Source organism: Variovorax sp. CCNWLW186 (assembly GCF_037203865.1).
Classification (GTDB): Bacteria; Pseudomonadota; Gammaproteobacteria; order Burkholderiales; family Burkholderiaceae_C; genus Variovorax.
Window position 1 is genome coordinate 40,644 of sequence record NZ_JBBCBO010000015.1, and the last position, 16,705, is coordinate 57,348.

At 63.8% G+C, this 16,705-nt stretch carries 12 protein-coding genes and 1 other RNA gene; 6 read left to right on the top strand and 7 right to left on the bottom strand.

What is annotated here, in order from left to right; all coding sequences use genetic code 11:
- Positions 1 to 30: 30 nt before the first annotated feature.
- The 7 genes from rpsA to gyrA all read right to left on the bottom strand — a co-directional run bounded on the left by rpsA (position 31) and on the right by gyrA (position 10,344).
- A complete protein-coding gene (rpsA, locus tag V9K97_RS18190; RefSeq protein ID WP_126747498.1) occupies positions 31 to 1,719 on the bottom strand; it encodes a 30S ribosomal protein S1 in 1,689 nt (562 codons plus the stop codon).
- Positions 1,720 to 1,923: 204 nt separating this feature from the next.
- Positions 1,924 to 3,936 carry a bifunctional 3-phosphoshikimate 1-carboxyvinyltransferase/cytidylate kinase gene (locus V9K97_RS18195; RefSeq protein WP_337319767.1) on the bottom strand — a complete coding sequence of 671 codons (2,013 nt, stop codon included), beginning with the start codon at positions 3,934 to 3,936 and terminating at the stop codon, positions 1,924 to 1,926.
- Position 3,937: 1 nt separating this feature from the next.
- Positions 3,938 to 4,819, bottom strand: a complete 882-nt coding sequence (locus V9K97_RS18200; protein WP_337295407.1) for a prephenate dehydrogenase — start codon at positions 4,817 to 4,819, stop codon at positions 3,938 to 3,940.
- Positions 4,820 to 4,833: 14 nt separating this feature from the next.
- A complete protein-coding gene (gene pheA / locus V9K97_RS18205; RefSeq protein ID WP_337319769.1) occupies positions 4,834 to 5,955 on the bottom strand; it encodes a prephenate dehydratase in 1,122 nt (373 codons plus the stop codon).
- Positions 5,956 to 5,979: 24 nt separating this feature from the next.
- Positions 5,980 to 7,113, bottom strand: a complete 1,134-nt coding sequence (serC, locus tag V9K97_RS18210; protein ID WP_337319771.1) for a 3-phosphoserine/phosphohydroxythreonine transaminase — start codon at positions 7,111 to 7,113, stop codon at positions 5,980 to 5,982.
- 1 nt (position 7,114) lies between these two features.
- On the bottom strand, positions 7,115 to 7,702 hold the full coding sequence (locus V9K97_RS18215) for a DUF2059 domain-containing protein (RefSeq protein WP_258505055.1): 588 nt from the start codon (positions 7,700 to 7,702) through the stop codon (positions 7,115 to 7,117).
- Positions 7,699 to 10,344, bottom strand: coding sequence for a DNA gyrase subunit A (gene gyrA, locus V9K97_RS18220; protein WP_126747492.1), 2,646 nt, complete (start codon positions 10,342 to 10,344; stop codon positions 7,699 to 7,701). Before gyrA ends, V9K97_RS18215 begins: the two co-directional genes overlap by 4 nt.
- A gap of 223 nt (positions 10,345 to 10,567) precedes the next feature.
- Between gyrA and ompA the strand changes: the two genes are divergently transcribed.
- From ompA to ggt, 6 genes are all read left to right on the top strand, one after another.
- Positions 10,568 to 11,221 carry an outer membrane protein OmpA gene (gene ompA / locus V9K97_RS18225; RefSeq protein ID WP_126747491.1) on the top strand — a complete coding sequence of 218 codons (654 nt, stop codon included), beginning with the start codon at positions 10,568 to 10,570 and terminating at the stop codon, positions 11,219 to 11,221.
- A 124-nt stretch (positions 11,222 to 11,345) separates the two neighbouring features.
- Positions 11,346 to 12,077 (top strand): bifunctional 2-polyprenyl-6-hydroxyphenol methylase/3-demethylubiquinol 3-O-methyltransferase UbiG, encoded by a 732-nt coding sequence (gene ubiG / locus V9K97_RS18230; RefSeq protein WP_337295404.1) that lies wholly within the window; start codon positions 11,346 to 11,348, stop codon positions 12,075 to 12,077.
- Positions 12,074 to 12,742 (top strand): HAD-IA family hydrolase, encoded by a 669-nt coding sequence (locus V9K97_RS18235; protein ID WP_337295403.1) that lies wholly within the window; start codon positions 12,074 to 12,076, stop codon positions 12,740 to 12,742. Before ubiG ends, V9K97_RS18235 begins: the two co-directional genes overlap by 4 nt.
- Positions 12,743 to 12,754: 12 nt before the next feature.
- Positions 12,755 to 13,139, top strand: a transfer-messenger RNA (tmRNA) gene (gene ssrA, locus V9K97_RS18240).
- Between the two features lie 143 nt (positions 13,140 to 13,282).
- A complete protein-coding gene (locus V9K97_RS18245) occupies positions 13,283 to 14,878 on the top strand; it encodes a class I SAM-dependent methyltransferase (protein ID WP_337319773.1) in 1,596 nt (531 codons plus the stop codon).
- 53 nt (positions 14,879 to 14,931) lie between these two features.
- Complete coding sequence (gene ggt, locus V9K97_RS18250; protein ID WP_337319775.1) at positions 14,932 to 16,668, top strand: gamma-glutamyltransferase; 1,737 nt, start codon at positions 14,932 to 14,934, stop codon at positions 16,666 to 16,668.
- Positions 16,669 to 16,705: the final 37 nt, after the last annotated feature.

Consider the following 16,705-nt stretch of genomic DNA (forward strand, 5'->3'; position numbering starts at 1 on the left):
CCCAGGGCCTGCTCTGTCTTCTGGCTCAGCTTACTTGCTGTCGTTGTTGTCGAGCTTGGCGCGCAGCAGGGCGCCCAGGCTGGTCGTGCCCGCGTTTTCGCGTGCCGACTGCTGGCTCAGGTTGGCCATGGCGCCTTGTTCGTCGACCATGTCCTTCTGCTTGATCGACAGCTGGATGTTGCGGGTCTTGCGATCCACGTTCAGCACGATGGCAGTGACTTCGTCGCCTTCCTTCAGCACGTTGCGGGCATCTTCGACGCGGTCGCGCGAGATTTCCGAAGCACGCAGGTAGCCGAGGATGTCTTCGCCGAGGTCGATTTCAGCGCCGCGGGCGTCAACCGTCTTGACCTTGCCGGTCACGATCTGGCCCTTGTCGTTCACGGTGGTGAACGTGGTGAACGGATCGCTGTCGAGCTGCTTGATGCCCAGGCTGATGCGCTCGCGGTCGACGTCGACTGCCAGCACGATGGCTTCGACTTCCTGGCCCTTCTTGTAGTTGCGAACGGCGGTTTCGCCGGCTTCGTTCCACGAGAGGTCCGAGAGGTGAACCAGGCCGTCGATGCCGGCAGCCAGACCCACGAACACGCCGAAGTCGGTGATCGACTTGATCGGGCCCTTGACGCGGTCGCCGCGCTTGGTGTTTTGCGCGAACTCTTGCCACGGGTTGGCCTTGCACTGCTTCATGCCCAGGCTGATGCGGCGCTTGTCTTCGTCGATTTCGAGGACCATGACTTCGACTTCGTCGCCCAGCGAGACGATCTTGTTCGGAGCGATGTTCTTGTTGGTCCAGTCCATTTCGGAAACGTGCACCAGGCCTTCGATGCCGGGTTCGAGTTCGACGAACGCGCCGTAGTCGGCAATGTTCGTGACCTTGCCGAACAGGCGGGTCGATTGCGGGTAGCGGCGCGAAACGCCCATCCACGGGTCGTCGCCCATTTGCTTGAGACCCAGCGAGACACGGTTCTTCTCGGTGTCGAACTTGAGGATCTTGGCGGTGATTTCCTGGCCGGCCTGAACGACTTCGCTCGGGTGGCGGACGCGGCGCCATGCCATGTCGGTGATGTGCAGCAGGCCGTCGATGCCGCCGAGGTCGACGAACGCACCGTATTCGGTGATGTTCTTGACGACACCGCGCACGACTGCGCCTTCCTTCAGGGTTTCCATCAGCTTGGCGCGCTCTTCGCCCATGCTGGCTTCGACCACGGCACGGCGCGACAGCACGACGTTGTTGCGCTTGCGGTCGAGCTTGATGACCTTGAATTCCATGGTCTTGTTTTCGTACGGCGTCAGATCCTTGATCGGACGCGTATCGATCAGCGAGCCCGGCAGGAATGCGCGGATGCCGTTGACGAGCACCGTGAGGCCGCCCTTGACCTTGCCGCTGGTGGTGCCGGTGACGAAGTCGCCGGATTCCAGGGCCTTCTCGAGCGCGAGCCACGAGGCCAGACGCTTGGCGGTGTCGCGAGAGAGGATGGTGTCGCCGTAGCCGTTTTCAACGCTGCCGATGGCAACGGAAACGAAATCGCCGGCCTGGACTTCGAGTTCGCCCTTGTCGTTCTTGAACTCCTCGATCGGCACGTACGCTTCGGACTTGAGGCCGGCGTTGACGACGACGTGGTTGTGTTCGACACGCACGACTTCGGCCGTGATGACCTCGCCGGTGCGCATTTCGGAACGCTTCAGGGACTCTTCGAATAGGTCGGCAAAAGATTCAGACATTTATGGTTCCTTCCGTCAGGCAGGGTTGGCAGGCGCTCATGCGAAATTGCGTGCGGCTGCTGTAGGTCTGGAGACGGCGGTTTTGTGGGCTTTTTGGATATAAACCCGGGTTGGTTGAACAACCAGCCGGCCGGTGCGCTGTCGCGCGAGAAGAGCCTGCTGGAGCGGTATGCGCCACCCGGAACACCCGGCTGGCGCGAGCCTTCAAGCGGACTTGAAAGGCTGTACTTGCTGCCACCAGTTCAACACCGTATCGATCGATTGTTCGATGGACAGCTGGGAGTTGTCGAGGTGGCGCGCATCCTGCGCCGGCTTAAGAGGTGCAACGCTGCGGGACGAGTCCCTGGCGTCGCGCGCTTCCAAGTCGGAGCGAAGACTGTCAAGTGTAGTCGAAATACCCTTTGAAATCAACTGCTTATGCCGGCGCTCGGCGCGCTGGGCGGCGCTGGCCGTCAGGAACACCTTGAGCTCTGCATCGGGGAATATCACGGTGCCCATGTCGCGCCCGTCGGCCACGAGGCCGGGAAGCTGTCGAAACCGCTGCTGCAGGGCTAAAAGTGCCTCGCGCACCGCGGGAAGCGTGGAAACGCGCGAGGCGTCCATGCCCGCGGCTTCGGTGCGGATTTCATCGCTCACGTCTTCGCCGGCCAGCAGGACCTTGCCCTCGGCAAAGTGCAGGGGCAGGGTGCGTGCCATGGCGGCAATCTGCGCTTCGTGCTGCGAATCGGCGCTGAGCCCGGCGCGCCGCATCGCCAGGCCGGTGACGCGGTAGAGCGAGCCGGAATCCAGGTAGTGGTAGCCCAGCAGGCGCGCCACCTCGGCGGCGAGGGTGCCCTTGCCCGAGGCGGTGGGGCCGTCGATGCAGATCACGGGTATTTCCGTGGCCTCGGCAACCGAGAACAGGGTTTCGAAGTAGTCCGGAAAGGTCTTGGCGACGCAATGCGGCTCGAGAATGCGCACCGGTACCCGGGCGGGGTTGAACGCCGCGAGCGAGAAGCACATCGCCACGCGATGGTCGTCGTAGGTGCGGATGGCGGCAGCCTGCCAATCGGCCGGCGCGAGCGGATGCACCCGGATGAAATCGGGGCCGGATTCAACGGTGGCGCCGAGCTTTCTCAGCTCGTTGGCCATGGCGTCGATGCGATCGGTTTCCTTGACCCGCCAGCTCGCAATGTTGCGCAAGGTGCTCGGGCCGTCGGCATAGAGCGCCATCACGGCGAGCGTCATCGCGGCATCGGGAATGTGGTTGGCGTCCAGGTCGATGGCCTTGAGCGGCCAGGCGCCGCGGCGCACCTCGAGCCAGTTGGGCCCGCTGTCGACCTGTGCACCCATTTGCCGGGCCGCGTCGATGAAGCGGATGTCGCCCTGGATCGAATCGGCACCGACGCCTTCGATCCGGAGGCCGTCGCCGCCCGAACTGCCGGCGGCAATGGCCCCGAGCGCTATGAAATAGCTGGCGGAGGACGCGTCGGCCTCGACGTGGATATCGCCCGGCGAGCTGTAGCTGCTGCCGGCCGGAATGGTGAAGCGCTCCCAGCCGTCGCGCCGCACCGTGATGCCGAAGCGCGCGAGCAGGTTCAGCGTGATCTCGATGTACGGCTTGGAGATGAGTTCGCCCACCACCTCGATGACGATGTTCTTGCGGGCGGCGAGCGGCAGTGCCAACAGCAGGGCGGTGAGAAACTGGCTCGACACGTCGCCCCGTACGCGAATGGGCACATCGAGCACCAGCGCGCTGTGATCGACCGGGCTGATGCGCAGCGGCGGGTAGCCAGGGTTGCCGAGGTAATCGATGCGGCAGCCGAGCTGGGTCAGCGCATCGACCAGATCGCCGATCGGCCGCTCATGCATGCGCGGGACGCCGCTCAGTTCGAAATCACCGCCGAGCAGCGACAGGGCCGCGGTCAGCGGGCGCATCGCGGTGCCGGCGTTGCCGAGGAAAAGCGGAAGCAGCTGACCCTTGGACTTCAGTTGCCCGCCGATGCCGGTCACACGCAGCGTGCTGCCCGCGGCGTCGATGCCGCAGCCGAGCGCGCGCAGCGCATCGAGCATTACGCGGGTGTCGTCGGAGTCGAGCAGGTCGTGGATGGCGGTGGTGCCGCTCGCGAGCGCGGCCAACAGCAGCACGCGGTTCGAAATGCTCTTGGAGCCCGGCAGCTGAACGGTGCCCGCAGCCGCGGCCAGCGGGGGAATGTCGAGGAATGCCGTCGAGAACATGTCAGGAGTCCTGGGAGGCGTCGGTGTTGGGCTGCCAGGCGGCGCGCGCCTTTTTTGCGGCGGCAATCGACTGTTCCAGCGCCTGGGCGTCGGCCGCGCCCATCAGCGCCTCCAGGTCCAGCAGCGCCTTGCGAAAGGCCTGCGACTGCAGCAGCACCTGCTCGCGATTGGCAAGCAGCACGTCGCGCCACATCACCGGGTCGCTGGCCGCAATGCGCGAAAAATCCCGGAAACCGGGTCCGGCAAGGCTCAGGAAGCGGTCGCCCTGCGGCTGCGCGATAAGGGCGTTGACATAGGCAAAGGCCAGCAGGTGCGGCAAATGGCTCACTGCGGCAAAGGCACTGTCGTGCTCTTCGTGCGTCATGGTGACCACGTTGGCGCCGATGCCGCTCCAGAGCTGCGAAGCCCGCTGCACGTTGGAACGCAGCGTAGCCTTGACGGGCGTCAGCACGACCTTGCGACCGGTGTAAAGCGAGGCCTCGGCATGTTCGATGCCCGACACCTCCTTGCCGGCGATCGGGTGGGCCGGAACGAAGTTGGCGAACTGGCTTTGCAGGCCGTTGCGTGCGGCTTCGATCACGTCGCCCTTGGTCGAGCCGACGTCCATGACCAGCGTATCGCTCGACATGCCGTGGCGGATGGCCCTGAAGGTGGCTTCCGACGCAGCCACCGGCACCGCGAGCAGCACCAGATCTGCCCCTGAGACCGCCAGCAGAGCCGAGGGCGCCACCACGTCGATCACGCCGAGCTGGCGGGCCCGCTCGGTGGTGGAAGGCGACTTGCTGTAGCCGACGACCCGTTTCACAAGCTTTGCGCGCTTGAGCGCAAGCGCAAAGGAGCCGCCCATGAGGCCGCAGCCGATCAATCCCAATTGCTCGAACATGGTGCGCGTCCGGCTCAGGCTTTGACGGGATAGGCGCCAAGCACCTTGTAGAAGGCGCAGAGGCCGCGCAGTTCGGCCAGTGCCGCAGCCACGTTGGGCTGCGAAGGATGGCCGTCGAGGTCGATGTAGAAGTAGTACTCCCACTGGCCGGTACGCGCGGGGCGCGACTCGAAACGGGTCATGGACACGTTGTTGAGCTTCAGCGGCACGAGCAGGTCATGCACGGCGCCGGGGCGGTTGGGTACGGAAACGATCAGGCTCGTGCAATCGCGCCCCGATGCCGGCGGCATGGCGAGCGTCTGGGGCAGGCAGATCACGGAGAAGCGGGTGCGGTTGTACGAGTCGTCCTGGATGGCGTGCGCGACGATGTGCAGGCCGAAGCGGGTGGCGGCGCGTTCACCGGCCAGCGCAGCCCAGGCCGGGTTCGTCGCCGCGAGCCGCGCGCCTTCGGCGTTGCTTGAGACGGCGCGCCGCTCGGCGTTGGGCAGGTGCTTCGAAAGCCAGGTCTGGCACTGCGCAAGCGCTTGCGGATGGGCGAGCACCGCTTCCACGCCGTCGAGCGTGTTGCTGCTGCGCAAAAGATGGTGCCGGACCAGCAGGCTGACCTCGCCGACCACGTGGGTGGGCGAATGCAGGAACAGGTCGAGCGAACGTGTGACCACGCCTTCAGTGGAATTTTCGACGCCCACCACGCCGTATTGCGCGCTGCCGGCCGCCGTGGCGTGAAACACCTCGTCGAAGCTGGCGCAGTAGATGAGGTCGGCGGCGCCGCCGAAGTACTCGATGGCGGCCTGCTCGCAGAAGGTGCCCTCGGGGCCGAGCACGGCAACGCGCTGCGGCGATTCGAGCGCCAGGCAGGCCGACATGATCTCGCGCCAGATGGCAGCCACATGCAGGTCCTTGAGCGGGCCTGAATTGCTCTTTTGCATCTTCTCGATGACTTGCGCCACGCGATCGGGGCGGAAAAACGGCGTGCCTTCGCGCTTCTTGACCTCGCCGACCAGCTCTGCCACATGGGCCCGCTCGTTGAGCAGGCTGAGCAGTTGCTGGTCGAGCGAATCGATCTGCACGCGCAGACCGGCAAGGCTTTCGGAGTTGTCGGGAGAAGAGGGCGGTGTTGGAGCGGAGGCGGTCATCGGTGCGAGCAGCTGGGCATGCGCCTAGGCATGCGATCGCTCGAATTCTCGCATGTAGCTCACAAGTGCCTGTACGCCTTCCAGCGGCATGGCGTTGTAGATGCTCGCACGCATGCCGCCGACCGACTTGTGGCCCTTGAGCTGCAGCAGGCCGGCTTCCCGGGCGCCCGCCAGAAAGGCGTCGTTGCGGCTTTCATCGGCCAGGAAGAAAGGCACGTTCATGCGCGAGCGGCAGCTCGGGTCGATCTTGTTCACGTAGAACGAAGACGCGTCGATGAACCCGTACAGCAGGCTCGCCTTGGCGATGTTGCGCTGTTCGATGGCGGCCACGCCCGTGAGCGCGCCTTCGGTCTGCTGCAGCAGCCACTGGAAAGTGAGCCCGGCCATGTAGATGCCCCACGTCGGCGGGGTGTTGTACATGGACTTGTTGTCGGCCACGATCTTGTAGTTGAACGCACTCGGGCAGATTTCGAGCGCCTGGCCGAGCAGGTCGTCGCGCACGATCACGAGCGTGAGGCCGGCCGGCCCGAGGTTCTTTTGCGCGCCGCCGAATGCAAGGCCGACGCGGCTCCAGTCGACGCTGCGCGAGGCCACGTGAGACGAAAAATCGATGACCAGCGGCGCGTTGCTGCCAAGGGCCGCAAGATCGGGCAGCTGCTGGAACTCGATGCCGTTGATCGTCTCGTTGGTGCACAGGTGCACGTACGAGGCGTCTTGGCTCAGCTGCCAGGTCGAGGGATCTGGCAGCCTGGTGTGATGGTCGCCTGCGTTACTTGCGGCGACGTGCGCAGTGCAATAGCGCTGCGCTTCTTTCTGGGACTTGATGCTCCAACTGCCGGTGATCACGAAGTCGGCGGTTTTACCGCGCGACAGGTTCATCGGCACGATGGCGTTTTCGCCCAGCCCGCCACCCTGCATGAACAGGATGTGGAAGTTCTCGGGTACAGCCAGCAGCGTGCGGATGTCGGCTTCGGCGTGGGTGCAGATCGCACCGAACTCCTTGCCGCGATGGCTCATTTCCATCACGCTCATGCCGCTGCCCTGCCAGTCGAGCATTTCGGAGGCGGCGCGTTGCAGCACCGCCTCCGGCATGGCGGCCGGACCTGCGGAAAAATTGAATGGACGCGTGCCGACCGGCTTGGGCTGCTGCTGAGTCACGTCACTTCTTGGCGGGAGCCTTGGCCGGGGCCTTGGCGGGAGCGGCGCCTTGCTGGCCGCCGGTGGGCGCACCCAGTGCCTTGGCCACGTTTTCGTCGAGCGCGCGCATCTTCGGTTCGATGGTGGCGCGCGTTTCGGTCACGAGCTTTTCGGTCAGCGCGGTCTGCATCTTGGGGTTGAGTTCCTGATACTTCTTGCTGAGCGGCGAGTTGATCCAGGCCAGCAGCTGCTTGAGTTCGTCTTCGGTGAAGTTCTGCTCCAGCAGCGGGGTCAGGGCAACGGGTGCCAGTTGCACGGCCTTGTCGCGCACGATCGGGTAGGCGTCGTCGAAGTACTTCTTGAGTTCGGCGTCGGCGGCCTTGGCAGCCGATTCGCGCTTGGCTTCGGGCACCTGCGTTTGCAGGTACTGCGAGCCGGCTTGCGCAATTGGAGAGCTCGATTGCTCGACCAGGCCGCGTGCCAACGACTCGATGCCGGGGCGCTGCACGTCGATGAACTGCTTGATGAGCGCAGCTTTGTCCTGGGCCATGGCGGCCATCGAGCTGCCAGCCAGGGCGACAGTCAGAAGTGCGAGCTTGAATTTTTTCACTGAGGGTTCTCCGTTGAAGATGTGGAAGTATCGTCTGCGCCCGGCTCGATCTCGCCGTTGGCGTCGTTCTCGACGATACGCTGTAGCCCGCTTAGTTTGGCGCCTTCGTCGAGCCCGATCAGCGTGACGCCTTGCGTTGCGCGACCTAGTTCACGAATCTCGGCAACCCGGGTGCGCACAAGCACGCCCTTGTCGGTGATGAGCATGATCTCATCGTCCGCATGCACGAGGGTGGCGGCAACGACCTTGCCGTTGCGCTCACTCTGTTGAATCGCAATCATGCCTTTGGTTCCGCGGCCATGACGCGTGTACTCGGTAATGCTTGTACGCTTTCCGTAACCATTTTCGGTGGCGGTGAGCACGCTTTGCTGCTCGTCCTCGGCCACCAGCATGGCGATGACGCCTTGTCCAGGGTCGAGCGACATGCCGCGCACGCCGCGCGCGTTGCGGCCCAGCGGACGCACGTCTTCTTCGTCGAAGCGCACGGCCTTGCCGCCGTCGCTGAACAGCATCACGTCGTGCTTGCCGTCGGTGAGCGCCGCGCCGATGAGGTAGTCGCCTTCATCGAGGTTCACGGCAATGATGCCGCCCTTGCGGGGGTTGTTGAATTCGTCGAGCGTGGTCTTCTTGACCGTACCCATCGAGGTGGCCATGAACACGTACTGGTCGGCCGGGAAGTTGCGCTTTTCGCCGGTGAGCGCGAGCGCCACGTTGATCTTCTCGCCCTCTTGCAGCGGAAACATGTTGACGATGGGCCGCCCGCGCGATCCGCGGGAGCCCGCGGGCACTTCCCACACCTTGAGCCAGTACAGCCGGCCGCGGTTGGAGAAGCACAGGATGTAGTCGTGCGTATTGGCGATGAAGAGCTGGTCGATCCAGTCGTCTTCCTTGGTCACGGTGGCCTGCTTGCCGCGCCCGCCGCGCTTTTGCGCGCGGTACTCGTTCAACGGCTGGCTCTTGATGTAGCCGCTGTGCGAAAGCGTGACCACCATGTCGGTGGGCGTGATCAGGTCTTCGGTCGAGAGATCGTAGGCGCTGTGCTCGACCAGGCTGCGGCGCGCGCCGAGCTTCGATTGGCCGAACTCCTGCTTGATGGTGCCAAGCTCTTCACCAATGATGACCGAGACGCGTTCAGGCTTGGCAAGGATGTCGAGCAGGTCGTCGATCTCGGCCATGACCTCCTTGTATTCGGCAACGATCTTGTCCTGCTCGAGGCCGGTGAGGCGTTGCAGGCGCATTTGCAGGATTTCTTGCGCCTGGGTTTCCGACAGGCGATAGAGGCCGTCGGAGCCCATGCCGAATTCGCGCTCGAGGCCTTCCGGCCGATAGTCGTCGGCATTGACCACGCCGCCGTCGGCGCGTGAACGCGTGAGCATCTCGCGCACCAGCTTGCTGTCCCAGCTGCGGGTCATGAGCTCGGCCTTGGCAACGGGCGGCGTCGGCGCGTTGCGGATGATCGAGATGAACTCGTCGATGTTGGCCAGCGCCACCGCCAGGCCTTCGAGCACGTGGCCGCGTTCGCGGGCCTTGCGCAGCGTGAACACGGTGCGGCGCGTGACCACTTCGCGGCGGTGCTGCAGGAAGACCTCGATCAGGTCCTTCAGGTTGCACAGCTTGGGCTGGCCGTCGACCAGCGCCACCATGTTGATGCCGAAGGTGTCCTGCAGCTGCGTCTGCTTGTAGAGGTTGTTGAGCACCACTTCGGGTACTTCGCCGCGCTTGAGCTCGATGACAAGGCGCATGCCCGACTTGTCGGACTCGTCCTGGATGTGGCTGATGCCTTCGATCTTCTTCTCGTGCACCAGCTCGGCCATGCGCTCCTGCAGCGTCTTCTTGTTGACTTGGTAGGGGAGCTCGTCGACGATGATCGCCTGGCGTTGGCCGCGGTCGATGTCCTCGAAGTGGCACTTGGCGCGCATGACCACCTTGCCGCGGCCGGTGCGGTAGCCGTCTCTCACGCCATTGATGCCGTAGATGATGCCGGCGGTGGGGAAGTCGGGCGCCGGCACGATTTCCATCAGCTCGTCGATGGTGGCCTGCGGATTGCGCAGCATGTGCAGGCAGGCGTCCACCACCTCATTGAGATTGTGCGGCGGAATATTGGTGGCCATGCCCACCGCAATACCGCCGGAGCCATTCACCAGCAAATTAGGCAGTTTGCTCGGCAGGACCTTGGGTTCTTTTTCGGAACCGTCGTAATTGTCTTGAAAATCGACCGTTTCCTTGTCGATATCGGCCAGCATTTCGTGCGCAATTTTGGCAAGCCGGATTTCCGTATACCGCATTGCGGCCGCGTTGTCTCCGTCGACCGAGCCGAAGTTACCTTGTCCGTCCACCAGCATATGGCGCATGGAAAAGTCCTGCGCCAGCCGCACGATGGTGTCGTAGACCGACTGGTCGCCGTGCGGGTGGTACTTACCGATCACGTCGCCCACGATGCGGGCGGACTTCTTATATGCACGGTTCCAGTCGTTGTTGAGCTCGTGCATGGCGTACAGCACGCGCCGGTGCACGGGCTTGAGGCCGTCGCGGGCGTCGGGAAGCGCTCGGCCCACGATCACGCTCATGGCGTAATCGAGATAGCTGCTGCGCATTTCCTCTTCAAGACTGATGGGCAGGGTTTCTTTGGCGAAGGAGGTCATGAGCGAGAGGCTGGCGGCAGAAGGCGGAATTTTACGCTGTGAGGGGTGTCGTACCGCCGCAACATAAGGCCGCTATTCCGCCTCCGTCCTACGCTTCCGGGGGGCGCTGCGGGCTGTTTGCCAAAGACCCTATGGCACAATCGCCTCAACGTTTTGGGTGGTGGTCACTTAAAGCGTCCTTGATTCGCAGCGCGGCTGCGGCTTTTTCCCCAAGAGGAGAACCATGAAGAAACTGAATAAAGTGGCGATGATGTTTGCAGTCGCTGCGCTCGCCACTGCCGCCGGCGCGCAGACCCGTGTCACCGCTGCGAATGGCGGTCCTACGATCGACAACTGGCAAAACGGCACCGGCGAACTGGTTTGGAAGAACGGCACGAACGAACTGTGCTGGCGTGATGCCAACTGGACGCCGGCTACCGCCGCCGCCGGTTGCGACGGTGCTCTGGTTCCGGCAGCTCCCGCTGCAGTGGCTCCCACCCCGGGCGCACCGGCTCCTACGCCTGCTCCGCAAGTCGCTGCTTCGAAGGTTACCTTCGCTGCTGACGCATTCTTCGACTTCGACAAGTCGGTTCTCAAGCCTGAAGGTCGCGCCAAGCTGACCGACCTGGTCTCGAAGATCCGTGACGTCAACCTGGAAGTGATCATTGCCGTGGGTCACACCGACTCGATCGGTTCTGACTCCTACAACCAGCGTCTGTCGGTGCGTCGCGCCGAAGCCGTCAAGGCCTTCCTGGTCTCGCGCGGCATCGAACGCAACCGCGTCTACACCGAAGGCAAGGGCGAGAAGCAGCCTGTTGCGGACAACCGCACCAAGGAAGGCCGCGCCAAGAACCGCCGCGTGGAAATCGAAGTGGTCGGCACCCGCGCCACCCGCTGATTCGATTGAATCGCTAAAAGAAAACCCCGCCTCGGCGGGGTTTTTTATGCCTGTCGAATTCCTCGGGGCGGTCCCAACCGTCTTTCCAGTGCTCGCGGCGCAATCTCCGTTTCATAATCGGGGCATGACAGATAACGTGAATGCCGATCCGGCGGAACTTGCCAAGTTTTCCGAACTTGCTCATCGCTGGTGGGATTTGGACAGCGAATTCCGTCCGCTCCACGAAATCAATCCGCTTCGCCTGGAATGGATTGACGGTATTGCGCCGATTTCGCAGCGCAAGGTGCTCGATATTGGCTGCGGCGGAGGAATCCTCGCCGATTCGATGGCCCGAAAAGGCGCCGATGTGCTCGGCATCGACCTGGCGAGCAAAGCGCTCAAGGTTGCCAAGCTGCACGCGCTCGAGGCCGAAACCAAGGGCGTCAAATACCGCGAGATCAGCGCCGAGGCATTGGCCGCGGAGCAACCGGGCAGTTTCGACGTCGTGACCTGCATGGAAATGCTCGAACACGTGCCGGAGCCCGCTTCGATCGTTCAGGCCTGCGCCACCTTGGTCAAACCGGGCGGTTGGGTGTTCTTTTCCACCATCAACCGCAATCTGAAGTCTTTCATGCTGGCGATCGTCGGCGCCGAATATGTCCTGGGCATGTTGCCGCGCGGCACGCACGAGTATGCAAAGCTGATCCGGCCCAGCGAGCTTGCAGCCCATTGCCGCGCCGCCGGGCTCGACTTGCGCCATACGCGGGGCATGGAGCACAACCCGTTGACGCGGCGCTACTGGCTCAGCGGCGACACCAGCGTCAACTATATGTTCGCAACGCAAAAACCGGCCTCGGCGACGGGATCCCAAGCGTGAGCGGCGCAGCAGTGCAAGCCGTGCTGTTCGACCTGGACGGCACGCTGATCGACAGCGCGCCCGATCTCGGCGCCGCGGCCGACAAGATGCGTACTGACCGGGGCCTCGAGTCGTACCCGCTGGAGCGCTACCGCTACATGGCGGGCGCTGGTGCGCGGGGCATGCTCGGCGTGGCCTTCGGCATCACACCCGACGCGCCGGAATTTCCGCAGTTGAGGGAAGAGTTCTTCGTTGCCTACGAAAACCGCATGCTGCTCAACACGCATGTGTTCGACGGCGTACAGGCGCTCATCGACGCCATCCGCGCGCGCGGGCTGGCGTGGGGCGTGGTCACCAACAAGTCGGCAAGATTTACCGATCCGCTGACCCGCGCGATTCCTCTTTTCGAGAGCGCGGGCGCTATCGTGAGTGGCGATACGACGCCCTTCTCCAAGCCGCACCCCGAGCCCTTGCATGAAGCGGCACGCCGGCTTGGAATCCCGTCGAGTGCCTGCATTTACGTGGGAGACGACGAGCGCGACATCATCGCGGGCCGCGCCGCCGGCATGAAAACCGTGGCGGCAACCTACGGCTACATGGGGCCGCAGGCCGACGCCACCCTCTGGGAGGCGGACGCCGCAATATCGTCGCCCATGGAGCTCTTGCAGTTTCTCAACCCGGCCTAAAATACGAGTCTTGGGGCTGCACTGGTTTCGACGTGGGTTCGGAGTCGCAGCGGGGCATGTCGAGCTGAATGCGCTCGTAAAACAGATTCAAACAAACTAACTGCAAACGACGAACGTTTCGCACTCGCTGCTTAATTGCCAGTGAGCCTTGCAACAGTTGGCCGATGGGCTGGGCAAGGGGGTCTGGAGCAATCCTGACCTCCCGGCTGCAAGGATAATTACATGGGCTGGCTCCGATCCGGGTACCTTGGGTCGGGGCGAGAAAATAGGGTGCTGGCGTCCGGTTTAGCGTGTGACTGCGCGACTCCGGAAGCGAGACTTAAATCAGATCACTAAACATGTAGAACTGCGCGATGAAGGCTTGCGGACGGGGGTTCAAATCCCCCCAGCTCCACCATTCATCACAAAAAAGCCAACCTTCGACAGGTTGGCTTTTTTTTGCCTGGGCGCAAGGCTATAGTCAGCGGGCGCTGTCACGCCGCCATCGCTGTCTGCTCCTCGCAAAGGGCATCGCTGCCCGTCTGACCCAAAAAGGACGCCGTGCCCGATTCACTGACTTCGACTCTCACCAGCTACTACGACGAGGTGCCCTACGAGTCGCATCCGTTCCCGCAAACCGCTGTCGAGCACCTGGAAGCCCTGGCTTTCCTGTTCGGTCTCGAAGCGCTGCCGCCGGCCAAGGCGCGAGTGCTCGAACTCGGCTGCGCGGCGGGCGGCAACCTGATTCCGTTTGCGGCGCGCCATCCTGAAGCAAGTGCCCTGGGCCTCGACCTGTCGAAGGTGCAGGTGGAACAGGGCCTCACGGCCATTTCGCGCGCCGGATTGCCGAACGTGGAGCTGCGGGCATTCAATCTCGCGGAGGTGGATGCCTCGTTCGGCCAGTTCGACTACATCATCTGCCACGGTGTCTACAGCTGGGTACCCGGGCCGGTGCAGGATGCGATCCTGCGCGTGTGCTCCGAGAACCTTGCGCCCAATGGCGTGGCTTATGTCAGCTACAACGTGTACCCGGGCTGGAAGGCGAGGGAGATCGTGCGCGACGCGATGATCCTGCGCGGCGCTCCGCGCGACACGCCCGAAGAAAAGCTGTCCTATGCGCGCGGCATGCTCGAATTTCTCGAGCAGTCGGCGCGGCCGGACAGCGTTCTGAAGAAAACGCTCGAGGAGACGATGCCCATCGTGCGCGGCTCCAGCGGCTACTACCTGCTGCATGAATTTCTCGAGCCCTGCAATGCGCCGTGCTACTTCAAGGAATTTGTTGCGCGTGCCGAGGCGAACGGCCTGAGCTACCTGGCAGACGCGGAACCTTCCACGATGTTCGTGCAGAACTACGGAGAGAAGGTACGAGAGCCGCTGCTGCGCGAATGCGGCGGCAGCCAGATTCTCATGGAGCAGTATCTCGACTTCCTGGTCAACCGCACTTTCCGCCAGACCTTGCTGGTGAAACAGGGCCGCGCCGCCGATATCCGCTACCGGCTCGACCCGGCCCGGATCCGCAGTCTTGAATTCGCGGGCGTGTTCGCCGCCGAGGACGGCACTGCATTGACGCTCGATGCACGCGAGCAGTCTTGTAATGCGCTGCGCAACCTGAAGGTCACGCTGCGCCTTCCGGTGCACAAAGCCGCGGCCCAGGCGCTCGATTCGAACTATCCGGCCAGCCTGTCGCTCGAGGAGCTGGTTGCCTCGGTTCTCGCCGCAACGGGCGAGCCCCGTACCTCGGTCGAACCCATCGTGATGTCGATGCTCGAGGAATTGCTGATCCTCGGCGCGGTTCGGATCCGGCGTACACCGGTGCGGGCCGCAACGCAGGTGTCCGCGCTGCCGCTGGCGTTGCCGTCCGTGCGCACCGCGCCGGGCCTGGCGCTGTCCGCTGGGAACTCAGCCACTGTCTGCAACCAATGGCATGAATCCATGGGCCTCTCCGCGCTGGAGCGCTGCCTTTTGCCGCTGCTCGATGGCGCGCATTCGCACGGCATGCTGGCCGACTATCTCGCGGCCGAGGTGGAGGCCGGCCGCCTGCGCTTCGTTCACAACGACAAGCCGCTGACCGATCCCTCCCTGCTGAAGGAATTTGCGCTCAAACAAGTGGAGCTCGGCTTGAGCGACCTGCGGCGCAAGGCGCTGCTCGTTGCCTGACGGCCCTGGTGCTTGCCGTTTCTCACTACAAGATTCAAGAAGGGATTTTCTCCATGCAGCAATTCCAATGGACTCCGACATTGCGCGCCGCCGTCGCGGCCGCGCTCGTGCTCACCGGCGCGGGCGCTTCGCACGCCGCATCGCAGGCGCCCGTTGCGGCCGAGCACGGCATGGTCGTGAGCGCGCAGCATCTGGCCACCAAGGTGGGTGTCGACGTGCTCAAGCGCGGCGGCAACGCCGTCGATGCGGCGGTGGCCGTGGGCTATGCGCTGGCGGTGGTGTATCCGGCGGCCGGCAACCTCGGCGGCGGCGGTTTCATGACCGTGCAACTGGCCGACGGCCGCAAGACCTTTCTCGATTTCCGCGAGAAAGCGCCCCTGGCCGCGACGCCCAACATGTACCTCGACAAGGACGGCAACGTCATCAAGGGCCTGAGCACCAACGGCCACCTGGCCGTGGGCGTGCCGGGCACCGTTTCGGGCATGGAATACGCGCGCGAGAAATACGGCACCATGAAGCGCGCCGACCTGATCGCGCCTTCGATCCAGCTGGCCGACAAGGGCTTTGCGCTGGAGCAGGGCGACATCGACATGCTGCGCACCTCCACCAACGACTTCAAGAAAGACCCGGTCTCCGGCGCCATCTTCCTGAACAAGGGCGAGCCTTTCGCGGTCGGCCAGAAGCTGGTGCAGAAAGACCTTGCCAAGACGCTGCGCGCAGTCAGCGCCAAGGGTGTCGACGGCTTCTACAAGGGCTGGGTGGGGCAGGCGATCGTCGCCTCCAGCCAGGCCGGCAAGGGCATCATCACCCAGGCCGACCTCGACCAGTACAAGACGCGCGAGCTGGCGCCGGTCGAGTGCGACTACCGCGGCTACCGTGTAGTGTCGGCGCCGCCGCCGAGCTCGGGCGGCGTGATCATCTGCGAGATGCTCAACATCCTCGAGGGCTACCCGCTCAAGGACCTGGGCTTCCGCTCGGCCGAAGCCGTGCACTACCAGATCGAGGCCATGCGCCATGCCTATGTGGACCGCAACAGCTACCTGGGCGACCCGGACTTCGTGAAGAACCCGCTCGATCGCCTGCTCGACAAGGGCTATGCCGAGAAGATCCGCGCGGCCATCGACCCCAAGAAGGCCGGCGTTTCCAAGGACATCAAGCCCGGCGTTGCGCCGCACGAAGGCAGCAACACCACGCACTATTCCATCACCGACCAGCAGGGCAATGCGGTGTCGGTCACCTACACGCTGAACGACTGGTTCGGCGCCAAGGTCACCGCCGACAAGACCGGCGTGCTGCTGAACAACGAGATGGACGACTTCACCGCGAAGATCGGCGTGCCCAACATGTACGGGCTGGTTCAGGGTGAGGCCAATGCCATTGCCCCGGGCAAGCGTCCGCTGAGTTCGATGAGCCCGACCATCGTCTCGAAGGACGGCAAGCCGGTGTTCGTGGTCGGTACGCCGGGCGGCAGCCGCATCATCACGGCCGTGCTCCACACCATCCTGAACGTGGTCGACTACGGCATGAACGTGCAGGAAGCCGTCGATGCGCCGCGCTTCCACCAGCAATGGCTGCCTGACGTGACCAACGTCGAAACCTTTGCCATCAGCCCCGACACCCGCAAGATCCTGACCGACATGGGCCACAACCTGGGCGTGCCGCAGCCGGCCAACCACATGGCGGCGATCATCGTCGGCGCGCCGTCGCTGGGCGGCAAGCCGGTGGGAGCCAACCGCTTCTACGGCGCCAACGACCCGCGCCGCAACACCGGCCTTGCCGCCGGCTACTGAACCTGCAAACCAAAGGCGGTCGTGCCATGCCGGCGCG

What these genes read in the sequence shown, in the direction of transcription:
- pheA (WP_337319769.1), bottom strand. Translation starts at nt 5,955, where the DNA reads ATGACCGCCTCCGCTCCAACACCGCCCTCTTCTCCCGACAACTCCGAA.
- rpsA (WP_126747498.1), bottom strand. Translation starts at nt 1,719, where the DNA reads ATGTCTGAATCTTTTGCCGACCTATTCGAAGAGTCCCTGAAGCGTTCC.
- V9K97_RS18200 (WP_337295407.1), bottom strand. Translation starts at nt 4,819, where the DNA reads ATGTTCGAGCAATTGGGATTGATCGGCTGCGGCCTCATGGGCGGCTCC.
- ompA (WP_126747491.1), top strand. Translation starts at nt 10,568, where the DNA reads ATGAAGAAACTGAATAAAGTGGCGATGATGTTTGCAGTCGCTGCGCTC.
- ubiG (WP_337295404.1), top strand. Translation starts at nt 11,346, where the DNA reads ATGACAGATAACGTGAATGCCGATCCGGCGGAACTTGCCAAGTTTTCC.
- gyrA (WP_126747492.1), bottom strand. Translation starts at nt 10,344, where the DNA reads ATGACCTCCTTCGCCAAAGAAACCCTGCCCATCAGTCTTGAAGAGGAA.
- ggt (WP_337319775.1), top strand. Translation starts at nt 14,932, where the DNA reads ATGCAGCAATTCCAATGGACTCCGACATTGCGCGCCGCCGTCGCGGCC.
- V9K97_RS18195 (WP_337319767.1), bottom strand. Translation starts at nt 3,936, where the DNA reads ATGTTCTCGACGGCATTCCTCGACATTCCCCCGCTGGCCGCGGCTGCG.